This is a genomic window from Bradyrhizobium sp. i1.15.2, from assembly GCF_040548425.1.
Taxonomy (GTDB): Bacteria; Pseudomonadota; Alphaproteobacteria; order Rhizobiales; family Xanthobacteraceae; genus Bradyrhizobium; species Bradyrhizobium canariense.
The window spans coordinates 142586-159588 of sequence record NZ_JBEPRQ010000003.1 but is presented as its reverse complement, the minus strand read 5'-3'; the positions used below and the strand labels follow the sequence as shown (position 1 = coordinate 159588).

At 63.6% G+C, this 17003-nt stretch carries 16 protein-coding genes; 11 read left to right on the top strand and 5 right to left on the bottom strand.

Annotated elements, in window-relative coordinates; genetic code table 11:
- The first annotated feature begins 204 nt into the window (after positions 1 to 204).
- The 8 genes from ABIB80_RS08280 to ABIB80_RS08245 all read left to right on the top strand — a co-directional run bounded on the left by ABIB80_RS08280 (position 205) and on the right by ABIB80_RS08245 (position 8733).
- Positions 205 to 1248: a C-terminal binding protein gene (locus ABIB80_RS08280; protein ID WP_007596209.1), complete on the top strand. Its 1044-nt coding sequence runs from the start codon at positions 205 to 207 to the stop codon at positions 1246 to 1248.
- An 87-nt stretch (positions 1249 to 1335) separates the two neighbouring features.
- Positions 1336 to 2679, top strand: coding sequence for an ABC transporter substrate-binding protein (locus tag ABIB80_RS08275; RefSeq protein WP_007596211.1), 1344 nt, complete (start codon positions 1336 to 1338; stop codon positions 2677 to 2679).
- 140 nt (positions 2680 to 2819) lie between these two features.
- On the top strand, positions 2820 to 3776 hold the full coding sequence (locus ABIB80_RS08270; RefSeq protein ID WP_007596214.1) for a carbohydrate ABC transporter permease: 957 nt from the start codon (positions 2820 to 2822) through the stop codon (positions 3774 to 3776).
- On the top strand, positions 3769 to 4668 hold the full coding sequence (locus ABIB80_RS08265) for a carbohydrate ABC transporter permease (protein ID WP_007596216.1): 900 nt from the start codon (positions 3769 to 3771) through the stop codon (positions 4666 to 4668). The genes ABIB80_RS08270 and ABIB80_RS08265 overlap by 8 nt, the downstream gene beginning before the upstream one ends.
- Before the next feature lie 133 nt (positions 4669 to 4801).
- Positions 4802 to 5770, top strand: a complete 969-nt coding sequence (locus ABIB80_RS08260; RefSeq protein ID WP_007596217.1) for an MBL fold metallo-hydrolase — start codon at positions 4802 to 4804, stop codon at positions 5768 to 5770.
- 50 nt (positions 5771 to 5820) lie between these two features.
- Positions 5821 to 6825 carry an alpha/beta fold hydrolase gene (locus ABIB80_RS08255; protein ID WP_007596218.1) on the top strand — a complete coding sequence of 335 codons (1005 nt, stop codon included), beginning with the start codon at positions 5821 to 5823 and terminating at the stop codon, positions 6823 to 6825.
- A gap of 21 nt (positions 6826 to 6846) precedes the next feature.
- Positions 6847 to 7293 (top strand): DUF6130 family protein, encoded by a 447-nt coding sequence (locus tag ABIB80_RS08250; RefSeq protein WP_007596219.1) that lies wholly within the window; start codon positions 6847 to 6849, stop codon positions 7291 to 7293.
- An 84-nt stretch (positions 7294 to 7377) separates the two neighbouring features.
- Positions 7378 to 8733 carry an esterase-like activity of phytase family protein gene (locus ABIB80_RS08245; protein WP_007596220.1) on the top strand — a complete coding sequence of 452 codons (1356 nt, stop codon included), beginning with the start codon at positions 7378 to 7380 and terminating at the stop codon, positions 8731 to 8733.
- A gap of 172 nt (positions 8734 to 8905) precedes the next feature.
- Here the strand turns inward: ABIB80_RS08245 and ABIB80_RS08240 are convergent, their stop codons facing one another.
- Both ABIB80_RS08240 and ABIB80_RS08235 read right to left on the bottom strand, forming a co-directional pair.
- A complete protein-coding gene (locus tag ABIB80_RS08240; protein ID WP_007596221.1) occupies positions 8906 to 10585 on the bottom strand; it encodes a mucoidy inhibitor MuiA family protein in 1680 nt (559 codons plus the stop codon).
- A 167-nt stretch (positions 10586 to 10752) separates the two neighbouring features.
- Positions 10753 to 11373: a response regulator transcription factor gene (locus ABIB80_RS08235; RefSeq protein WP_007596222.1), complete on the bottom strand. Its 621-nt coding sequence runs from the start codon at positions 11371 to 11373 to the stop codon at positions 10753 to 10755.
- A 204-nt stretch (positions 11374 to 11577) separates the two neighbouring features.
- Here ABIB80_RS08235 and ABIB80_RS08230 point away from each other — a divergent pair, with 204 nt between their 5' ends.
- On the top strand, positions 11578 to 12606 hold the full coding sequence (locus ABIB80_RS08230) for an AraC family transcriptional regulator (RefSeq protein WP_007596223.1): 1029 nt from the start codon (positions 11578 to 11580) through the stop codon (positions 12604 to 12606).
- A gap of 1 nt (position 12607) precedes the next feature.
- Here the strand turns inward: ABIB80_RS08230 and ABIB80_RS08225 are convergent, their stop codons facing one another.
- Entirely contained in the window at positions 12608 to 13819 is a 1212-nt protein-coding gene (locus ABIB80_RS08225; protein WP_007596225.1) for an NnrS family protein, read from the bottom strand.
- A gap of 128 nt (positions 13820 to 13947) precedes the next feature.
- Between ABIB80_RS08225 and ABIB80_RS08220 the strand changes: the two genes are divergently transcribed.
- Positions 13948 to 14658, top strand: a complete 711-nt coding sequence (locus ABIB80_RS08220; RefSeq protein WP_007596227.1) for a Crp/Fnr family transcriptional regulator — start codon at positions 13948 to 13950, stop codon at positions 14656 to 14658.
- 87 nt (positions 14659 to 14745) lie between these two features.
- On the opposite strand, the gene ABIB80_RS08215 is transcribed toward ABIB80_RS08220, so the two are convergent.
- A complete protein-coding gene (locus tag ABIB80_RS08215; RefSeq protein WP_007596228.1) occupies positions 14746 to 14943 on the bottom strand; it encodes a DUF1858 domain-containing protein in 198 nt (65 codons plus the stop codon).
- A gap of 180 nt (positions 14944 to 15123) precedes the next feature.
- On the bottom strand, positions 15124 to 16476 hold the full coding sequence (gene hemN, locus ABIB80_RS08210) for an oxygen-independent coproporphyrinogen III oxidase (RefSeq protein ID WP_354127182.1): 1353 nt from the start codon (positions 16474 to 16476) through the stop codon (positions 15124 to 15126).
- 159 nt (positions 16477 to 16635) lie between these two features.
- On the opposite strand from hemN, the gene ABIB80_RS08205 reads away from it, so the two are divergent.
- On the top strand, positions 16636 to 16842 hold the full coding sequence (locus tag ABIB80_RS08205) for a hypothetical protein (RefSeq protein WP_007596230.1): 207 nt from the start codon (positions 16636 to 16638) through the stop codon (positions 16840 to 16842).
- Positions 16843 to 17003: the final 161 nt, after the last annotated feature.

Sequence of the window (17003 nt, the reverse complement as noted above, 5' to 3'; positions counted from 1 at the left end):
CGCAATTGAAACAACTTTTAGTGGCGACCCCTTAGCAACCTGTTACGGAGCGCCCCGTAAAGGCACGGAGGAAACGTCGGGGCCGTCGCACAATCGCCGCCACGGCAACCGCCGATTGTACGCAACCGCCCCGATTTCGCGTAAAAGACGCAAAGACTCGCGCAAAGTCCGGGTCACAACAAGAAACCAAATCGGGAGCAGGAAATGCCGAAATACAGGGTGGTGACGCCGAAGGGCGCGAGCTTCACGGTCGCGAGCAGCGATTATTCCTACGAGCGTGAGGCGCTCGATCCGATCGACGCCGAGATCGTCGAGGCGCCGGCCGACGAGGCCGGGTTCATCGCCGCCGCCAAGACTGCGGACGCCATCTACGCCAAGGGCATCCCGATCACCAAGACCATTATCGACGCGCTGGAGACCTGCAAGGTCATTACGCTCGGCTCGGTCGGCGTCGACAGCGTCGACATCAAGGCCGCGACCGCGCGTGGCATTCCCGTCACCAACATCCCCGACACCTTCATCGAGGAGGTCGCCGACCACGCCATGATGCTGCTGCTCGCGGGCTTCCGGCGGGCGGTCGAGCAGGACCGGATGGTGCGCAGCGGCCGCTGGGCCGAGGGCCGGCCGGCATTGTCGAAGATTCCGCGGCTGATGGGCCAGACGCTCGGCTTCATCTCGTTCGGCCGCGTCGCGCGTGCAGTTGCGAAACGCGCAGCTCCCTTCGGCCTGCGGATGATGGCCTACGATCCCTTCATCCAGGAAACACTGATGTCCGACCACGGCGTGATTCCGGCGACGCTGAACGAGGTGTTGTCGCAATCCGACTTCGTCTCGATGCACGCCCCCGCCCGGCCCGAGGTGCATCACATGCTCACCGAGAAGCACTTCCGGCAGATGAAGAAGGGCTCGGTCTTCATCAACACCGGTCGCGGCGCCACCGTGGACGAGGAAGGCTTGATCAAGGCGCTTCAGGAGGGCTGGATTGCCCATGCCGCCCTCGACGTGCTGGAGAAGGAGCCGCCCTCGCACAACAACCCCATCCTCGGCATGGAGAATGTGACCCTGACCGCCCACGTCGCCTCCGCCTCGGCACGGTTCGACGAGGCGCGCAAGCGCCGGGTGGGCTACGAATTGTCACTGGTGCTTCAGGGCATGTGGCCGGTAAGCTGCGTCAATCCGTCGGTGCTGCAAGACACCGCGCTCCGCCGCTGGCAACCTGTCAGCATGGACCGCGGCCCGAACAGCTAGGCGGGCGGCCGCGAAGGCGCGCCGGCAACCGGAAAGACCCTTCACCGGCGATCAACGCCGGGAAGGGAAAAACATAGGGAGGAACCGATGAGGAACGACATCACACGTCGTGATGCCTTGGCGCTGGGCCTGTCCGCTGCGACAATCGCGGCAACCGGTGCTCCGGCGAATGCCCAATCCACGATCAAGGCCGCGGACGTCCCCGCACCGAAACTGCCGATCGAGAAAGGCGCATCCCTGCGCATGCTGCGACCGGTACGTTTCGTCCAGGCCGACGAGGATGTGTTCCGCGCCAATGCGGCGAAATTCACCAAGGAGACCGGCGTCGAGGTCAAGGTCGATTTCGTCGGCTGGGAGGACATCAACCAGCAAACCGCGGTGACCTCGAATTCCGGCGCCGGTCCCGACATCATCATCGGCTTCTCCGACGCACCGCACATTTACGTCGACAAGCTGATCGAGCTGACCGATGTGGCCGACTACCTCGGCAAACGGTACGGCGGCTGGCTGCCGCTGGCGCAGCGCTACGGCAAGAAGAACAAGAGCCCCATTTGGATCGGGCTGCCGTTCGGAGCCACCGCGGGTCCCGTGATCTATCGCAAGTCGATCCTGCAATCGGTCGGCTTCGACAAGGTGCCGGAAGACCATGCCGGAATCCTCGACCTGTGCCAGAAGCTCCAGAAGGCCGGCAAGCCGGCGGGCTTCGCCCTCGGCAATGCCAAGGGGGACGGCAACGGCTTCGCAAGCTGGGCGCTATGGTCGCACAACGCGGCCCTGCTGGACGAAGAGGGCAACGTCATCATCAACAGCAAGGAGACGATCGCCGCGCTGAACTGGGTCAAGCAGCTCTACCCGACCTTCATCGCCGGCACGACGTCCTGGAATGACGTCAGCAACAACCGCGCCTACGCTGCGCAGGAGATCGCGCTGACCGCCAACGGCGTCTCGCTGTATTTTTCGCTGAAGAACGATCCGGCGACCAAGGCGATCGCCGACGACAGCGAGCATCAGTTGCTGCCGAAAGGCTTGGCCAAGGTGTCGCCGATGGCGGGCCTGACGCTGAACGCCATGGTGTTCAAGCACAGCCAGTATCCCAACGCCGCAAAGGCCTTCCTGCAATACATGCTGGAAAAGGACCAGTACGAGCCGTGGCTCAACGCCAATTCCGGCTATTGGGCCCAGCCGCTCGCGGCCTATGCCGAAGCGGCCGTGTGGTCGCAGGATCCCAAAGTGAAGCTGTTCAAGAACACGATGAACAGCACCTATTACGACGGCTACGCGGGCCCGATCTCGACCGCGACCGGCGCCGTCAGCGCCGACTACGTGCTGATTCAGATGTTCGCGTCCGTCGCGACCGGCGCTGCCACGCCGGAAGCCGCGGCCGCGGAAGCCGAGCAGCGCTGCAAGCGGTACTTCCGGCGGCAGAAGTAGCGCCCGACGATAAAGCGACCGTCATTGCGAGGAGCGAAGTGACGAAGCAATCCAGACTGTAACTGCGGAGACAGACTGGATTGCTTCGCTTCGCTCGCAATGACGGATGTGGTGACAGCCTAAAACAGGACGCCTGACCGATGTCCGTGACCACCCTCTCCTCCCCCGTACTCGCACGACGGCAGCCCTCCTGGCTGGTGCGCCTGTTCGACTACAAGCCCTTCCTGATCGTGATGTGCCTCGCACCCGCGATCGGGCTCCTTACGGTGTTCCTGACCTATCCGCTCGGCCTCGGCATCTGGCTCGCCTTCACCGACACCACGATCGGCAGAAAAGGCGTCTTCGTGGGCTTCGAGAACTTCCAGTATCTGCTCACCGATTCCCTGTGGTGGAACGCGGTGTTCTACAGCGTGGTCTACACGGGGATCGCGACCTTCGGGAAGTTCGCGCTGGGCTTCTGGCTCGCGCTGCTGCTCAACAACCATTTTCCGTTCAAGAGCCTGTTGCGTGCGATCATCCTGATGCCCTGGATCGTGCCGACGGTGCTCTCGGCGCTGGCGTTCTGGTGGATCTACGATCCGCAATTCTCGATCATCTCCTACCTTCTGGTCGATGTGCTGCATTGGCGCACGAGCAATATCGACTTCCTCGGCTCGCCCTGGCCGGCGCGCTTCTCGCTGATCGCCGCCAACATCTGGCGCGGCATTCCCTTCGTCGCGATCTCGCTGCTGGCGGGCCTGCAGACCATTTCGCCCTCGCTCTACGAGGCGGCGATGCTGGATGGCGCCAGCGCCTGGCAGCGCTTCCGCTACATTACCTTCCCGATGATGATGCCGATCCTCGCCATCGTCATGACCTTCTCGATCATCTTCACCTTCACCGACTTCCAGCTGGTCTACGCCATTACCCGTGGCGGCCCCGGCAACTCGACCCATCTGCTCGCCACGCTTGCCTTCCAGCGCGGCATTGCCGGCGGCGAGCTCGGCGAGGGCGCGGCGATCGCGGTGTCGATGATCCCGTTCCTGGTGTTCGCGACGCTGTTCTCTTATTTCGGCCTGGCGCGCCGCAAATGGCAGCAAGGAGAGAGCAATGACTGATACAGTGGCGCAACCGGCCGTCGCCGACGCGAAGGCTGTGCCGGACACCATGGCCTGGGATTCCGGGCTGCGGCGACTGATGATGATCTATCTGCCGCTCGGCTGCTTCGTGCTGATCCTGCTGTTTCCGTTCTACTGGATGGCGATCACGTCGTTCAAGCCGAACGCCGAGCTGATGAACTACCGGGAGCACAACCCATTCTGGATCTCCTCGCCGACGCTGGCGCACATCAAGCACCTGTTGTTCGACACCGCCTATCCGCGCTGGCTGTGGACGACAATGTTGGTTGCGGTCGGCGCGACCACGCTGTCGCTGATCGCGAGCACGCTTGCCGCCTACGCGATCGAGCGCTTGCGCTTCCGCGGCAGCCCCTATGTGGGCCTCGGCATTTATCTCGCCTATCTCGTGCCGCCGTCGATTCTGTTCATTCCGCTCGCAACCGTGGTCGTGCAGTTCGGCCTGTTCGACAGCCCGCTTGCCCTGATCCTGGTCTATCCGACCTTCCTGGTGCCGTTCTGCACCTGGCTCCTGATCGGCTATTTCAAGTCGATCCCCTACGAACTCGAGGAATGCGCGCTGGTGGATGGCGCCACACGGCTCCAGATCCTGCGCCGGATCACGCTACCGCTGGCGGTGCCCGGCCTGATCTCGGCCGGCATCTTCTCCTTCACGCTGTCCTGGAACGAGTTCATCTACGCACTCGCCTTCATCCAGAGCGGCGCCAACAAGACGGTGCCGGTCGCGATCCTGACCGAGCTCGTCACCGGCGACGTCTACCAGTGGGGTGCGCTGATGGCGGGATCACTGCTCGGCTCGCTGCCGGTTGCGATCTTCTACTCGCTCTTCGTCGATTACTACGTGTCGTCGCTGACCGGCGCGGTAAAGGAGTAACTCGCGGCTGAGCGCAAGCGCAGTCGATCGTGCTATCGTGATAGACTGCTTGCTGCATTGGCCCCACGCTCCATCGTGACAGCGGGGTCGATCATTGGCGCCGTCGATTGTCGCTCGAGAAAGCGAAAATTGCATGCGTTCGCCAAAGCTCCCGTCGTTATCCCGACGCGGTTTCTGCCTGTGTTGCGTCGGCGCCGCAGCGTCCGGCGCTTCGGGATGGCTTAGCCCGAGGCAAGCCTACGCAGAAGCGCGAGGCATCGTCAGCCTGATCAAGGACAGTGCTGCGGTATCGCCGATTGTCACGCACAAGCTCCGAAACAACATCACCGTGCTGGAAGGCTCCGGCGGCAACATTGCCGTGCTGACCGGGCCCGACGGCAAAGTCCTGATCGATGCGGGCATCCGCGTCTCACGTCCACAACTCACCAAAGCGCTGGCTGATCTCGGCGCCGATCCCGTCACCCATCTCGTCAACACCCACTGGCATTTCGATCATGCCGATGGCAACGAATGGCTGCATGCAGCCGGCGCCAAGATCATTGCCCAGGAAAACACCCGTAAACACCTTGCCGAAGTGCAGCGGGTCGAGGACTGGGACTACAATTTCCTTCCGCTCGGCGCGGGCGGAATCCCCAGCGAAGTCTTTGCCGACAGCCGCGAGCTTAAGCTCAACGGAACCTCGATCGGCCTGAAGTATTACGGGCCCGCACACACCGACAGCGACATCTCCGTCACCTTCGCAGAAGCCAATATCATTCATGTCGCCGACATGTTCTGGAACGGCATCTATCCGTTCATCGACTATTCGACCGGTGGCAGCATCGACGGGATGATCGCTGCATGCGACGCCAATCTCGCGGCGATGGACAAGGACACGATCGTCATCGCCGGGCATGGCAAGCCGGTGGGCAACAAGGCCGAATTCCAGGCCTTTCGCGACATGCTCGTCGGGATCCGCGACAACGTCGCGCGCCTCAAGAAGCAGGGACGAACGCGGGATGAAACCGTTGCGGCGAAGCCGACCGCGGCGTTCGACGCGATATGGGGGCAATTCGTGATCGATCCCGGCTTCTTCACCGGGCTGGTCTATCAGGGCGTTTGAAAAATCCCTCTCGGCCGTCGACGAACTCATCGTATTGAAAGGACATTGACATGAAAATCGTAGAGACCACATCCAAGCCATCGCTCCTTGATCGTCGCCGTCTCGTTCTTGGGTTGTCCGGAGCGGCTGTCGCAGTTGCTTCCACGGCAGCATCCGCGAAGCCGGAGCGCGACGAACACGCCGCCGCTGCCTATCCGGTCACTTATCATCGAACCAAGACCGTCGACGGGATCAAGATCTTCTATCGCGAGGCGGGTCCGAAGGACGCTCCCGTTGTGCTGTTGCTGCACGGCTTCCCGACCTCCTCGCATATGTTCCGCAACCTGATCCCGGCACTGGCCGACAGGTACCATGTGATCGCTCCCGACTATCCCGGCTACGGCCAGAGCGAGATGCCACCGCGCGCGACATTCAAGTACACATTCGACCGTTTCGGCGAGCTTGTCGGCGGCCTGCTCGACCAGCTCGGCGTCACTCGCTATGCGATGTATGTCATGGATTACGGCGCTCCCGTGGGCTGGCGCCTGGCGCTCAAGAATCCAGAGCGCATCAGCGGCCTGATCGTGCAGAACGGCAACGCCTATGATGAAGGGCTGAAGGAGTTCTGGAATCCGATCAAGCAATACTGGACCGACGGATCCGACACCAGCCGCCAAGCATTGATGAAGCTGGTGACGCTGGAAACGACGAAATTCCAGTACACCGACGGCATGTCCGACGTCAGCCGGATTTCACCCGACAACTGGGTGCAGGATCAGGCACTGCTCGACCGTCCCGGCAACAGCGAAATCCAGATGGACCTGTTCTACGACTATCGGACCAATTTGCCGCTGTATCCCGCGGTGCAGGCCTACTTCCGCAAGCACAAGCCGCCGACCCTGATCGTCTGGGGCAAGAACGATTTCATCTTCCCGGCCGATGGCGCCCATCCCTACAAACGCGACCTGCCCCAGGTGGAGTTTCACCTCATCAACACCGGCCATTTCGCGCTCGAGGACAAGTTCGACGAAATGGTCCCATTGATCCGCAACTTCCTCTCCCGCAAGATCGCCTGATCAGTCCGGAAGGAAACGGACATGTATGCCGCTCTCGACTGCATGGCCGTTCTGGCGGCCTCCACCTTGTTCGCAGCAGCCGCCGTCGCCCAAACCGCCAGAGACGTGCGCGGCCCATCGCCACTGGTCGCGATCGAAAATGAGGCGCCTGCGCGGTTGATCGTCGATCCGCCGCTCGCCGACCAGTTGGCGCAGGGTCTCGTCTTCATCCAGTACACCACGGAGAATCTCCGCGTCGTGCCGGTGTTTGGCAAGGGCGCGCTCGACGTATCGCCGCGCATTGGCCACGTCCATATCACGGTCGACGATGCGCCGTGGCATTTTGTCGATGCCAGTGGCGAGACCGTGATCGTGGTCGGACTGAAGCCAGGACCCCACAAGGTCCTGTTGGAGCTGGCAGATCCGACGCACCACGTGATCGACAGCAAGTCCGTCAGCTTTGAGATTCCCACACCGCTAAAAAAATGACCGTCGGCCGCGGCGTTTGGCCCGGTTTCACAAAACTGCAATGCGCGGTCCGCATAAGACGGCCTCCGTTAACAGGAGACGCACATGCGCGCGACTTTTCTTGGCACCGTCGCAACGATCATTCTCACCGCGAGCTCCGCGCTCGCGCAGAGCGAAGGCGAATTCCCGGCCAGGCTCGCCGGCCACGTCGTGATGCCGGCCGCCACGTTCATCGACGCGCCGGCTGATGCGCCCGCCGATCTCAAGACCTCCGGCAAATACACCACCGGAAAGCGCGTCGACGCGCTCGGCACGGTGATGGGCAAGTCCTATGAGCGGGCGACCGGCTTGTCGCTGCCGTTCAAGGGCCAGCCGCTGCAAGGCCATTCCGGCATCAAGTCGATGGGCGACGGCACCTTCTGGGTCGTCACCGACAACGGCATGGGCGCGCGCGCCAATTCGCCGGATTCCATGCTGTACCTCAACCGCTACAAGATGGATTGGGCCGGTGGCAAGATCGAGCGGCTGGAGACCGTGTTCCTGCACGACCCCGACAGACGCGTGCCGTTCCGCATCGTGCATGAAGATACCGAGAAGCGCTATCTCACCGGCTCCGACTTCGACACCGAAGGTTTTCAGATCATCGGCGACACCTTCTGGATCGGCGACGAATTCGGCCCCTATATCCTGGAGGCCGACAAATCAGGCAAGATCCTCGGGCTGTTCGAGACGGTTGCCGACGGCAAGCCGGTGCGCTCGCCGGATCATTGGGCGGTGACGACCCCGGGCGCGCCGGGCGCGACCTACACCAACGTCAACCTGCGGCGCTCCAAGGGTTATGAGGGCTTCGCCTCCTCGAAAGACGGCAAGTTTCTCTACGGCCTGCTCGAGGGGCCGCTGTGGGACGCCGACAAGAAAGACTGGGAGAAGGTCGACGGCAAGGAAGCCTCGCGCATCCTCGAATTCGACGTCGCCGCGGAAAAGTTCACTGGCCGCTACTGGCAGTATGTCTTCGAGCAGAACGGCAATGCCATCGGCGACTTCAACATGATCGACCGGGCGAGCGGTCTGATCATCGAGCGCGACAACGGCGAAGGCACGCCCGACAAGGCCTGCCCGCAAGGCACCCGCGGCGAGAACTGCTTCCCCGACGTCGCCAAGTTCAAGCGCGTCTACAAGATCGAGCTCACCGACGCCAATGTCGGCAAGCCCGTGCGCAAGATCGGCTACATCGACCTCCTGAAGATCAGAGATCCCGACAACAAGGCGAAGAAGCCGCTCAATGATGGCGTCTACACCTTCCCGTTCTTCACCATCGAGAACGTCGATCGTGTCGACGAAACCCACATCATCGTCGGCAACGACAACAATCTGCCGTTCTCGTCCAGCCGCGATCCCAACAAGGCCGACGACGACGAGTTCATGCTGCTCGATGTCGCGGATTTCCTGAAGGCGAAGTAAGCTGACGCTCTTTCAACACAGTCATCGCCCGGCTTGACCGGGCGATCCAGTAATCCGCGGCGCCAGCGATTGAATCGTGACGCCGCGGCGTACTGGATGCCCCGCCTTCGCGGGGCATGACAGGGAGTGAGCGAGCGCGAGCTAAGACAGCATCGCACTTCGGCGCCGCCCATCAACCCGCCGGCACGATCACCATGCTCTTGTCTTTCGGCCAGCGAATGCGCCAGGCGAAATTGATGTCCTTGACCTCACCGGGCTTGGCGTCGAACGACCATTCCAGCACGCCGCGCCGGTCGCGAATGTTGCTTGCGGTCGGCGGCGTGGTCGCAGGCAACATCTCGACGAGGATGTCCTCGTTCTCGCTGACCGGCAACTGATCCTCGATCGCGACCTTGATCGGGAAGTCGTGACCGTTGCGGATCGTCGTCTTGAACGATCGCTCGTCGGTCTTCGACGTCGTGACCAGGAGACCGGCCGAACCTTCGTTGCGCTTGAGCACCGCGCGCTCGATCCTGACCTTGTCGTCGGCGCCGAAGCCGAGCCGCACGATATCGTCCTTGGCCGAAGCCGAGAGCTTGCCGCGGCCGACGAAGGTTCCATCGCGATAGATTGCGACCTTGCCTGGCAACAGGCTCGTGTCGTCGGCCTGCTTGAAGCTGGCTTCGAGGAAGGCGGTGGGATCCATCACCGGAGCCGCGCGCACCATGAGATCGGCGGGCACGGTCATCGAGGCGATGCGCAGGCTCTTGGCGCCCTCGGCGGGGGCGAGGCTGACGCGGCCGGGAATTTTGTAGGTGGCCTGGAAGTCGCCGATCTCGGCGACCGCCTGCTGTTCTTCGGCGCGTTCGGCAATATCTTCCCTGGATCGGCTGGCATAAGCCGGAGCTTCCATCTTACGCTGCATTGGCGCCGCCGCAGGCATTGCCGAATCCGAAAGCGAACCCAGCGCCCGCGGCTTCGGCACTTGCGGATACTGCGCGACCAGCGAATTCAGCTCCGGCGCGCTGCCGCCGCGGCCGATGCGGACCGTGGAGACGCCGAGCGTGACGTTGGACCAGTCCTCGCCGGTCGATTGCGTGACTTCGGCACGGCGAACCAATTCGAGCTGCGGCTTGCGATCCTTCGCGCCGGTGTCGAGGCGGGCGTCGTAGAGCGGCAGCCAGCGCGCATTGCGCACATTGTAGGTGACCCTCAACGTCGCCTTGGTTGCTGCCGGCACGGCGATGTCCATGCGGACTTCGAGCTTGCTCGGCGGCTTGGCCTTGCGCTCGATTTCGAGCTGGCCGATCTGCCGATCGATCTCGCGCATCTTGCGCGTGGCGTCGCGAACGGCGGTATCGGCGCTCGCAATTTCCTCCCCGACGGTGGCAAAGGCCGTGCGCCATTCGGCAATCGGCCGCGCCTCGCCCTTGTCGCCGATGCCGGCGGGCGATGCTTCCGCAAAATGCTCCGCGAATTTGCGCCGCGCATTGGCCGAGTCGATCGCGCCTTGCAGGTCGGCGCGCTGGTCATTCAGCGCCTCGATGCGCTTGTCCAGCTCCGGCAGATTGACCGGCGCCGCACGTGGCGTTCGCGCATCGATCGTGCCGATGGTGAGCTTCGCTCCCCCCTCACCCTCCACCCGGATCGAGGAGGTGTCGAGACCAAGCGGGAAGTCCTTGGCAATGAGCGTCGAGTCACCAGACGGCAGGTCCACCGCGATGACGCGGGTGACGGTCGCGCCATCAGGGTAAACCGTGACGGTATCGATGGCCGATGTGGCGTCCAATTCGGCAGCCCATGACGACGACGCGAAGGCCGTGGTCACCAGAACCAGGCTCGTCGTTGCCAAACATCTTGCGGTGATGCGCATCAAGTCCCTCCTCCAAGTCATCGCCGCCGCCAGCCGGACGCGCGATCCAATGCCTCGCCAACATGGTTGGACGCGGCAGGGAAGGAACTGGTTCGATTGAGGTTTCCGTGGGGCGCCGCCGCGGCGGCAGCGGGGCCCGGAACGGGTCGTCGGCCGCGACAGAGCCCTTAATCCTGAGCGGACGAACCCTGGCCGAAAATGCGGCGAAGCAGGTCTGTCACGTTCTTGGCGCCCGCCTTCTTCAGAATGCCGGCGCGATAGCCTTCGACCGTCCGTGCGCTCAGATGCATGCGCCGGGCGATCTCCTTGTTGGTCAGGCCGGCGGCGAGATGCTCGAGCACGTCACCTTCGCGCGCGGTCAGGGGTTCGCAGCCGGGCAACCAGCGCTGCCGGTTGGAGCCGGGCTGCGCGAACTCGTCGATGGCGGCATCGATCCGGTCGACGATGTCGCGGGTGCGGAACGGCTTCTCGATGAAGTCGGCCGCACCGCTCCTGATGGCATCGACCGCCATGGCGATGCTGCCGTTTGTCGCGGTCACCAGCACCGGCGCCATGCAGTTTTCCTCGCGCAGGCGCTTGAGCACGTCGAGACCGGAGCGATCGGGCGGCATCTCCAGCAGCACGCAGGCCGGCATCCGCGCCTTGGCCTCCGAGAGCAGAGACGCGCCGTCGGCGAAGCAGATCACGTTGTATGCGCTCTGTTGGAGCGCGGTGGAAAGTTGTTCGCGGGAGGCGGCATCGGTGTCGATGACGAATACCTCACCCTTGGAAAGCATGTTCCCAGGCATAATTCCGATCCAGCAATGTCTTTTGGTCAAATGGTCCGAGACAGCAGCGGGGCCTCGTCGCGCCGCGCCGTCATATGCACGGCATTCACGCCCGTGCTTCGGTTTCCCTTATGTATGTTCCACCCGGTTCCCGGATTTGACGGATCGGGACATAAACTTTACATTTCGGGACATCTGCGGGAATGGCTGGCAGGAACGGTTCGCATGACCGACCTCATTCGCAGCGCGGGCTTGAGCTATTACCCGGAGGTCGCCCGGTCGGTCGGGCTCGACCCCAGACAAATGATGCGCAAGGTCAGGCTGCCGCTGGCCTGCCTCGACAAGCCCGATACGCCCATTGCCGTCACCGGCCTGCGACGTCTGCTCGAATTGTCGGCAGAGGCGTCCGGAGCCGAAGATTTCGGCTTGCGGCTTGCCGAGCGCGGCGGGCTGACCAATTTCGGCGCGGTCGGCCTGATCGTGCGCGAACAGGCGACGGTAGGTGAAGCCATCGAAGCCTTCTCGCGCTTCATCCCGATCCATCACGACGGCATGAAGCTGGACGTCACCCGCGACAAGCAGACCGTGACCGTCACGCTGCACCTGCGCGGCCGACAGCCGACCGCGCCGCGCCAGTCGATCGACATGGCGCTCGGCAGCGTCCACCGCATCATCCAGTCGCTGTTCGGCAGCGATTGGCGGCCGCAGGAAGTGCACCTGCATTACCCACCGCCGCACGACCGCAAGCGCTACCGCGAGTTCTACGGCTGCCGCGTGACTTTCAATGCGGAGGACGATTCGATCCTGTTGTCGGCGCACGACATGGAGCGCCGGATCCCGAGCGCGCATCCGCTGATCGCGAGCTATCTGCGCAAGCGGATCGAGGCGATCGAGACGCGGCCGGCAAGCTGGGAGGAGAAGGTCGACGAGGTCGTGCGTCTCCTGCTCGCCGGCGGCGACTGCACGGTCGAGCGCGTCGCCGAGCACCTCGCCTGCACCCGCCGCACCGTCCACCGGCACCTCGCCGAAGCCGGCACCAGCTTCTCGGCGATTCTCGACGCGCAGCGCGCCGATCTCGTGGTCCAGCTGATCGATAATCCCGGCCGGCCGCTGGCCGACATCGCCGTGCAGCTCGGCTTCTCCGCGCAGAGCGCCATGGCCCGCTGGTTCCGCGGCCATTTCGGCTGCACCATCACCGCATGGCGCAAAGGCGTCAGGCCATTGAAATCGTCGACCGTGGCGACCGCAGCTTGAATCAGCGTGCCGGGACGGGCACGCCCATGATGGCGAGGGCGCGGCGAGGGCTGCCGGCGAGCAGCGGGCCGAACGCGATGGCAAAGCCGAGGAACGCAACGATCCACCCGCAGGCGGCAAGGTGCAGCAACGCATCGCTGTGCGCAGGCCAAACCACCGCCGCGACCCGCGCCAGCGCCGCAACGATGATCGCGGCATAGATGGCCTGTGTCGCCGGCGAAGCTGTCAGCGCCTGTCCAGTATGGCCGAGACTCGCACGGGTCATCACCGCGAGCGTCATGGTTCCGGCCGCGCCGGCCATCCAGGCATGGACGCCCGCGCTCGGCGGCAATTCGCCGACGACGGCAAAGGCATGCAGGAGGAAACCGAGCGGCACGAAGACATAGCCGATATGGAGGATCAGGAGCAGCCGCTCGCGGAATGTGCGGTCACCGGCCCAGCGTGCGAGCCGCACCAGATGGAGCCCGCCGACAAGCGCCATCGCCACGCCGGTGAGGGTGCTCAACGGCGCCACAATCCACGCGATGATCGCAATTGCGCTGCACCCGATCACCACACCGTCAAAGCGTCCGAATGGCACCGGGAGGCGGCCGGGGTTGAACTTGACCAGCCAGTTGCGGGTGAAGCTCGGGATGATGCGGCCGCCGATCAGCGAGATCATCAGCACGACCACGCCGATGCCGACGCGGATGCCAACATCGGCCGCACCCGCATAATGCGCTTCGAGATGGAAGCCGACATTGCCGGCGAGCAGCACGAGCACCAGCACCACCACAGGAAGGTTGCGCCAGTTGCCGCCGGCGATGATCTCGCGCGTTGCTGCAGCGACGACCAAGGTCAGGAAGGCGGCATCGACGGCAAGCGCAAACGCCCAGCCGATATCGGCGGACAGCGTCACCGCGACGCGGCCGGCGAGCCAGACCGCCAGCAGCGCGCCCAAGGACGTCCCCTGGATCGGCAGCCGCCCTGTCCAGTTCGGAATCGCCGTGAACAGGAATCCCGTGATCACCGCCGGCAGGAAGCCGTAGAGCATCTCATGGACGTGCCAATCGCGCGGCGCGAAAGCCGACGTCACCGACAATTCGCCGTAGAACATCGGCAGCCAGGCCAGGATCGAAAGCCCAGCCTGGATGGCGGCGAGCAGGAAAAAGGGCCGAAAGCTGTTCGCAAACAGCGGCCAGCCCTCAAAGTTGCGGGATCGGGCGCCAGCCATGGGTCAACTCCAGTCGATTCAAATCGTCGCCTGGAAAAATACTGCCGTCCGGCCGGCTCGTTTTTGAGCTATCGCAAACACCCTGACGATTGCAGGTGTCATCACACTTCCAGCGCCAAGGAGGCAGAATGGCCAAGGTCGACACATCGTTGGTTGCGCATTTGCCGCTGTTTGGGGGTGTCAAACCGGAGGACCTCGAGGAGATCCTGCGCGAGGCCCGCTCAGTGCGCTATCCCAAGAACAGCGCCATTTTCGAGCAGGGTGCGGACGCGCAATCCTTCTTCCTGCTGCTGCACGGCCATGTTCGCGCAGCCAAGACCACACCGAGCGGCGAGCAGATCGTGGTGCGCTACGTCTCGCCGGGCGAGACGTTCGGTCTCGCGATGGCGATCGGGGCCGCGCGCTATCCGGCCACGGCGATCGCGGTCGACGACAGCGTCGCCCTGATCTGGCCGACCTCGGCCTGGCCGCGACTGGTCGAGCGATTTCCCTCGCTTGCCGCCAACACGCTCCAAACCGTCGGCACGCGGCTGCAGGAGAGCCACACCCGAATCCTGGAAATGTCGACCCAGCAGGTCGAGCAGCGCGTCGCGCATGCGCTGCTGCGCCTCGCCAAACAATCCGGCAAGAAGCTCGACCACGGCATCGAGATCGATTTCCCGATCAGCCGCCAGGACATCGCGCAGATGACCGGCACCACGCTGCACACCGTGAGCCGCATCCTGAGCGGCTGGGAACAGCAGGGGCTGGTCGAGAGCGGCCGTCAGCGCATCATCCTGCGCGATCCGCATGGCATCGTCGTGCTGGCGGAGCGGAGCCCTGACAGCGGCGCGGCTTAAGGCCAGGGGTGAGCGTCGCTTCCGCTTACGGCGAAAGCGCCCCTCACCCGGGAATCCGCGCGCAGCCCGCGCGAATTCCAGATCGGTTCACGCCGGCACGCGGTCACACAGCGCGGCGAGGAATTTGTCGCGATCGATGCCATGCTCGCGGCAGGCGTCATCGACCGTGTGGAAGGTTGCGATCGGACAGCCCACGCAGGCCATCCTGAAGGCGAGAAACACGCGGATCGTGTGCGGCGCCGTGCGCATGATGTCATCGACCAGATCGTCGGATCCAAAAGGCATGGACAACAACTCCGTTCCGAAACCACGATAGCAGAGCGGGCGGCGGTTTCTTTGTTGGAGCGCAAGCTGCTTGTCATTCCGGAGCGCGCGAAGCGCGAGCCCGGAATCCATCGGGCAGCAGACCGAGAGGTGAAATGGATTCCGGGCTCGCACCAAGTGGCGCACCCCGGAATGACGGGACTACACCGCCCGGCTGTGCAACTGCTTCGCGGGATCCAGATGCGCGTCGAACGCGGCTGCGACGCTGCGCACGAGAAAGCGGGAGTCCTTGGCGACTGCGATGCGGGCGCCGTCGAGTTTCACGACGCCGTCGGAAATCAGCGGCTTCAGACGCGACGCCGATTTCAGCATTGCCCCGGCCTCTGCGCCATGACGCGCGCAGATATCGCCGAGATCGGCGCTGAACTCGCACATGATGCGTTCGATGATGTCGGCGCGCAGCCGGTCGTCGTCGGTGAGGCCATAGCCTTTCGCGGTGGCCAAATGGCCGGCGGCGATGCTCTGCGCATAGGCGCCGATCTGCACCTCGTTCTGGACATAGCCCTGCGGCAAATGTCCGATCGCGCTCGCGCCGAAGCCGAGCAGAACTTCGCCCTGGTCGGTGGTGTAGCCCTGAAAATTGCGCCGCAGCGTGCGTTGCTCGAAGGCCACGGCCATGGAATCGCCGGGTCGCGCGAAATGATCGAGCCCGATCTGCACGTAGCCGGCCTCCTTCAACGCATTGGCGATCGCGCAGGCTTGGTCGTGGCGCGCAAGGCCGTCGGGCAGCACGGCCTCGTTGATCATGCGCTGGTGCTTCTTGAAAGCAGGCACATGCGCGTAGCCGAACACCGAGAAGCGGTCGGGCCCAAGCTCGAGCGAACGTCGCACCGTATCCAGGCACGAGGCAACGGTCTGGTGCGGCAGTCCGTAGATCAGATCGAAGTTGATCCCCTTGATGCCGGCGTGCTGGAGCATGTCGACCACGGAAGCCGTCTGCTCAAAACTCTGCACCCGGTTGATCGCGCGCTGCACGACAGGGTCGAAGCTCTGCACGCCCAGGCTCGCGCGATTGACGCCGGAGAGCCGCATCGCCTCGACCATGTCGGAAGTCAGCGTGCGGGGATCGATCTCGACTGCAATCTCGGCCGACGGCAGCACGAAGAACGATTGCCGCATCGCCGCCATCAACTCGGCAAAAGCCTCCGGCGCCATGATCGTCGGCGTGCCGCCGCCGAAATGGATGTGCTCGACCTTGATGCGCCGGCCGATCGTCTCGGACACCTGCGCGATCTCGCTGCGCAGCGTACGCAGATAGGCCGCGATGAGACCGTCTCGACGAACGATCTGGGTATGGCAGCCGCAATACCAGCACATCTCGCGGCAGAACGGCACGTGCAGATAAAGCGACGCGCTGGCCGCCGCCGGGAGCTCCGCCAGCCAGCGGGCGCAGGCCCCCGCGCCGATCTCCGGCGAGAAATGCGGTGCGGTCGGGTAGCTCGTGTAGCGCGGCAATCGTTCTTCGCCGTAGCTCGCCGCAAGATCGGCCCTCATATCTTACCCATTCGTCAATCAATGCTGCGCAGCGGGGCAGCGCATCCCGGATGGCACGAAATTACTCGTTTTCGGGTGCGAAACCTTGCGCTCGCTCAAAGTCCGAGCACGGGATCGGAGCCATGGTGACATTTGATTATTGCCCTCTGGAGATAGGTTATGGCGTCGTTCGCGCTCGATCTCGTTCTGTGGCTCACCGGCGTTCGCGGCCATATCCCGCGCTTCGACGATTTTCGTCCCGTCCCCTCCACGCCCACCGTTGGCGCCGGCCACGTGGTCCGCGTGATGGTCATCACGGCCGCGGTCTTCGCCGCGCTGTCGCTCGCGGTTTGGGGCACGGTCTGGATTGCGATCCAGTTGCTCTAATCGACGACAATCCATTCGCAATAAACGCAGCTGAACATGCGAACGATTTGCGGCCGACGCGACTGACGTCGCGAGTCGTCACGTATTTCGTATCGCCGATGCGATCTTCGACAAACTCCTAAGGATTTTACCGGAGGCGAATTCGGCAAAAGCTTGTCGCA

Bases quoted from the DNA above. Each gene is read 5' to 3' on its own strand.
- ABIB80_RS08280 (WP_007596209.1), top strand. From the start codon at position 205: ATGCCGAAATACAGGGTGGTGACGCCGAAGGGCGCGAGCTTCACGGTC.
- ABIB80_RS08275 (WP_007596211.1), top strand. From the start codon at position 1,336: ATGAGGAACGACATCACACGTCGTGATGCCTTGGCGCTGGGCCTGTCC.
- ABIB80_RS08270 (WP_007596214.1), top strand. From the start codon at position 2,820: ATGTCCGTGACCACCCTCTCCTCCCCCGTACTCGCACGACGGCAGCCC.
- ABIB80_RS08265 (WP_007596216.1), top strand. From the start codon at position 3,769: ATGACTGATACAGTGGCGCAACCGGCCGTCGCCGACGCGAAGGCTGTG.
- ABIB80_RS08260 (WP_007596217.1), top strand. From the start codon at position 4,802: ATGCGTTCGCCAAAGCTCCCGTCGTTATCCCGACGCGGTTTCTGCCTG.
- ABIB80_RS08255 (WP_007596218.1), top strand. From the start codon at position 5,821: ATGAAAATCGTAGAGACCACATCCAAGCCATCGCTCCTTGATCGTCGC.
- ABIB80_RS08250 (WP_007596219.1), top strand. From the start codon at position 6,847: ATGTATGCCGCTCTCGACTGCATGGCCGTTCTGGCGGCCTCCACCTTG.
- ABIB80_RS08245 (WP_007596220.1), top strand. From the start codon at position 7,378: ATGCGCGCGACTTTTCTTGGCACCGTCGCAACGATCATTCTCACCGCG.
- ABIB80_RS08240 (WP_007596221.1), bottom strand. From the start codon at position 10,585: ATGCGCATCACCGCAAGATGTTTGGCAACGACGAGCCTGGTTCTGGTG.
- ABIB80_RS08235 (WP_007596222.1), bottom strand. From the start codon at position 11,373: ATGCCTGGGAACATGCTTTCCAAGGGTGAGGTATTCGTCATCGACACC.
- ABIB80_RS08230 (WP_007596223.1), top strand. From the start codon at position 11,578: ATGACCGACCTCATTCGCAGCGCGGGCTTGAGCTATTACCCGGAGGTC.
- ABIB80_RS08225 (WP_007596225.1), bottom strand. From the start codon at position 13,819: ATGGCTGGCGCCCGATCCCGCAACTTTGAGGGCTGGCCGCTGTTTGCG.
- ABIB80_RS08220 (WP_007596227.1), top strand. From the start codon at position 13,948: ATGGCCAAGGTCGACACATCGTTGGTTGCGCATTTGCCGCTGTTTGGG.
- ABIB80_RS08215 (WP_007596228.1), bottom strand. From the start codon at position 14,943: ATGCCTTTTGGATCCGACGATCTGGTCGATGACATCATGCGCACGGCG.
- hemN (WP_354127182.1), bottom strand. From the start codon at position 16,476: ATGAGGGCCGATCTTGCGGCGAGCTACGGCGAAGAACGATTGCCGCGC.
- ABIB80_RS08205 (WP_007596230.1), top strand. From the start codon at position 16,636: ATGGCGTCGTTCGCGCTCGATCTCGTTCTGTGGCTCACCGGCGTTCGC.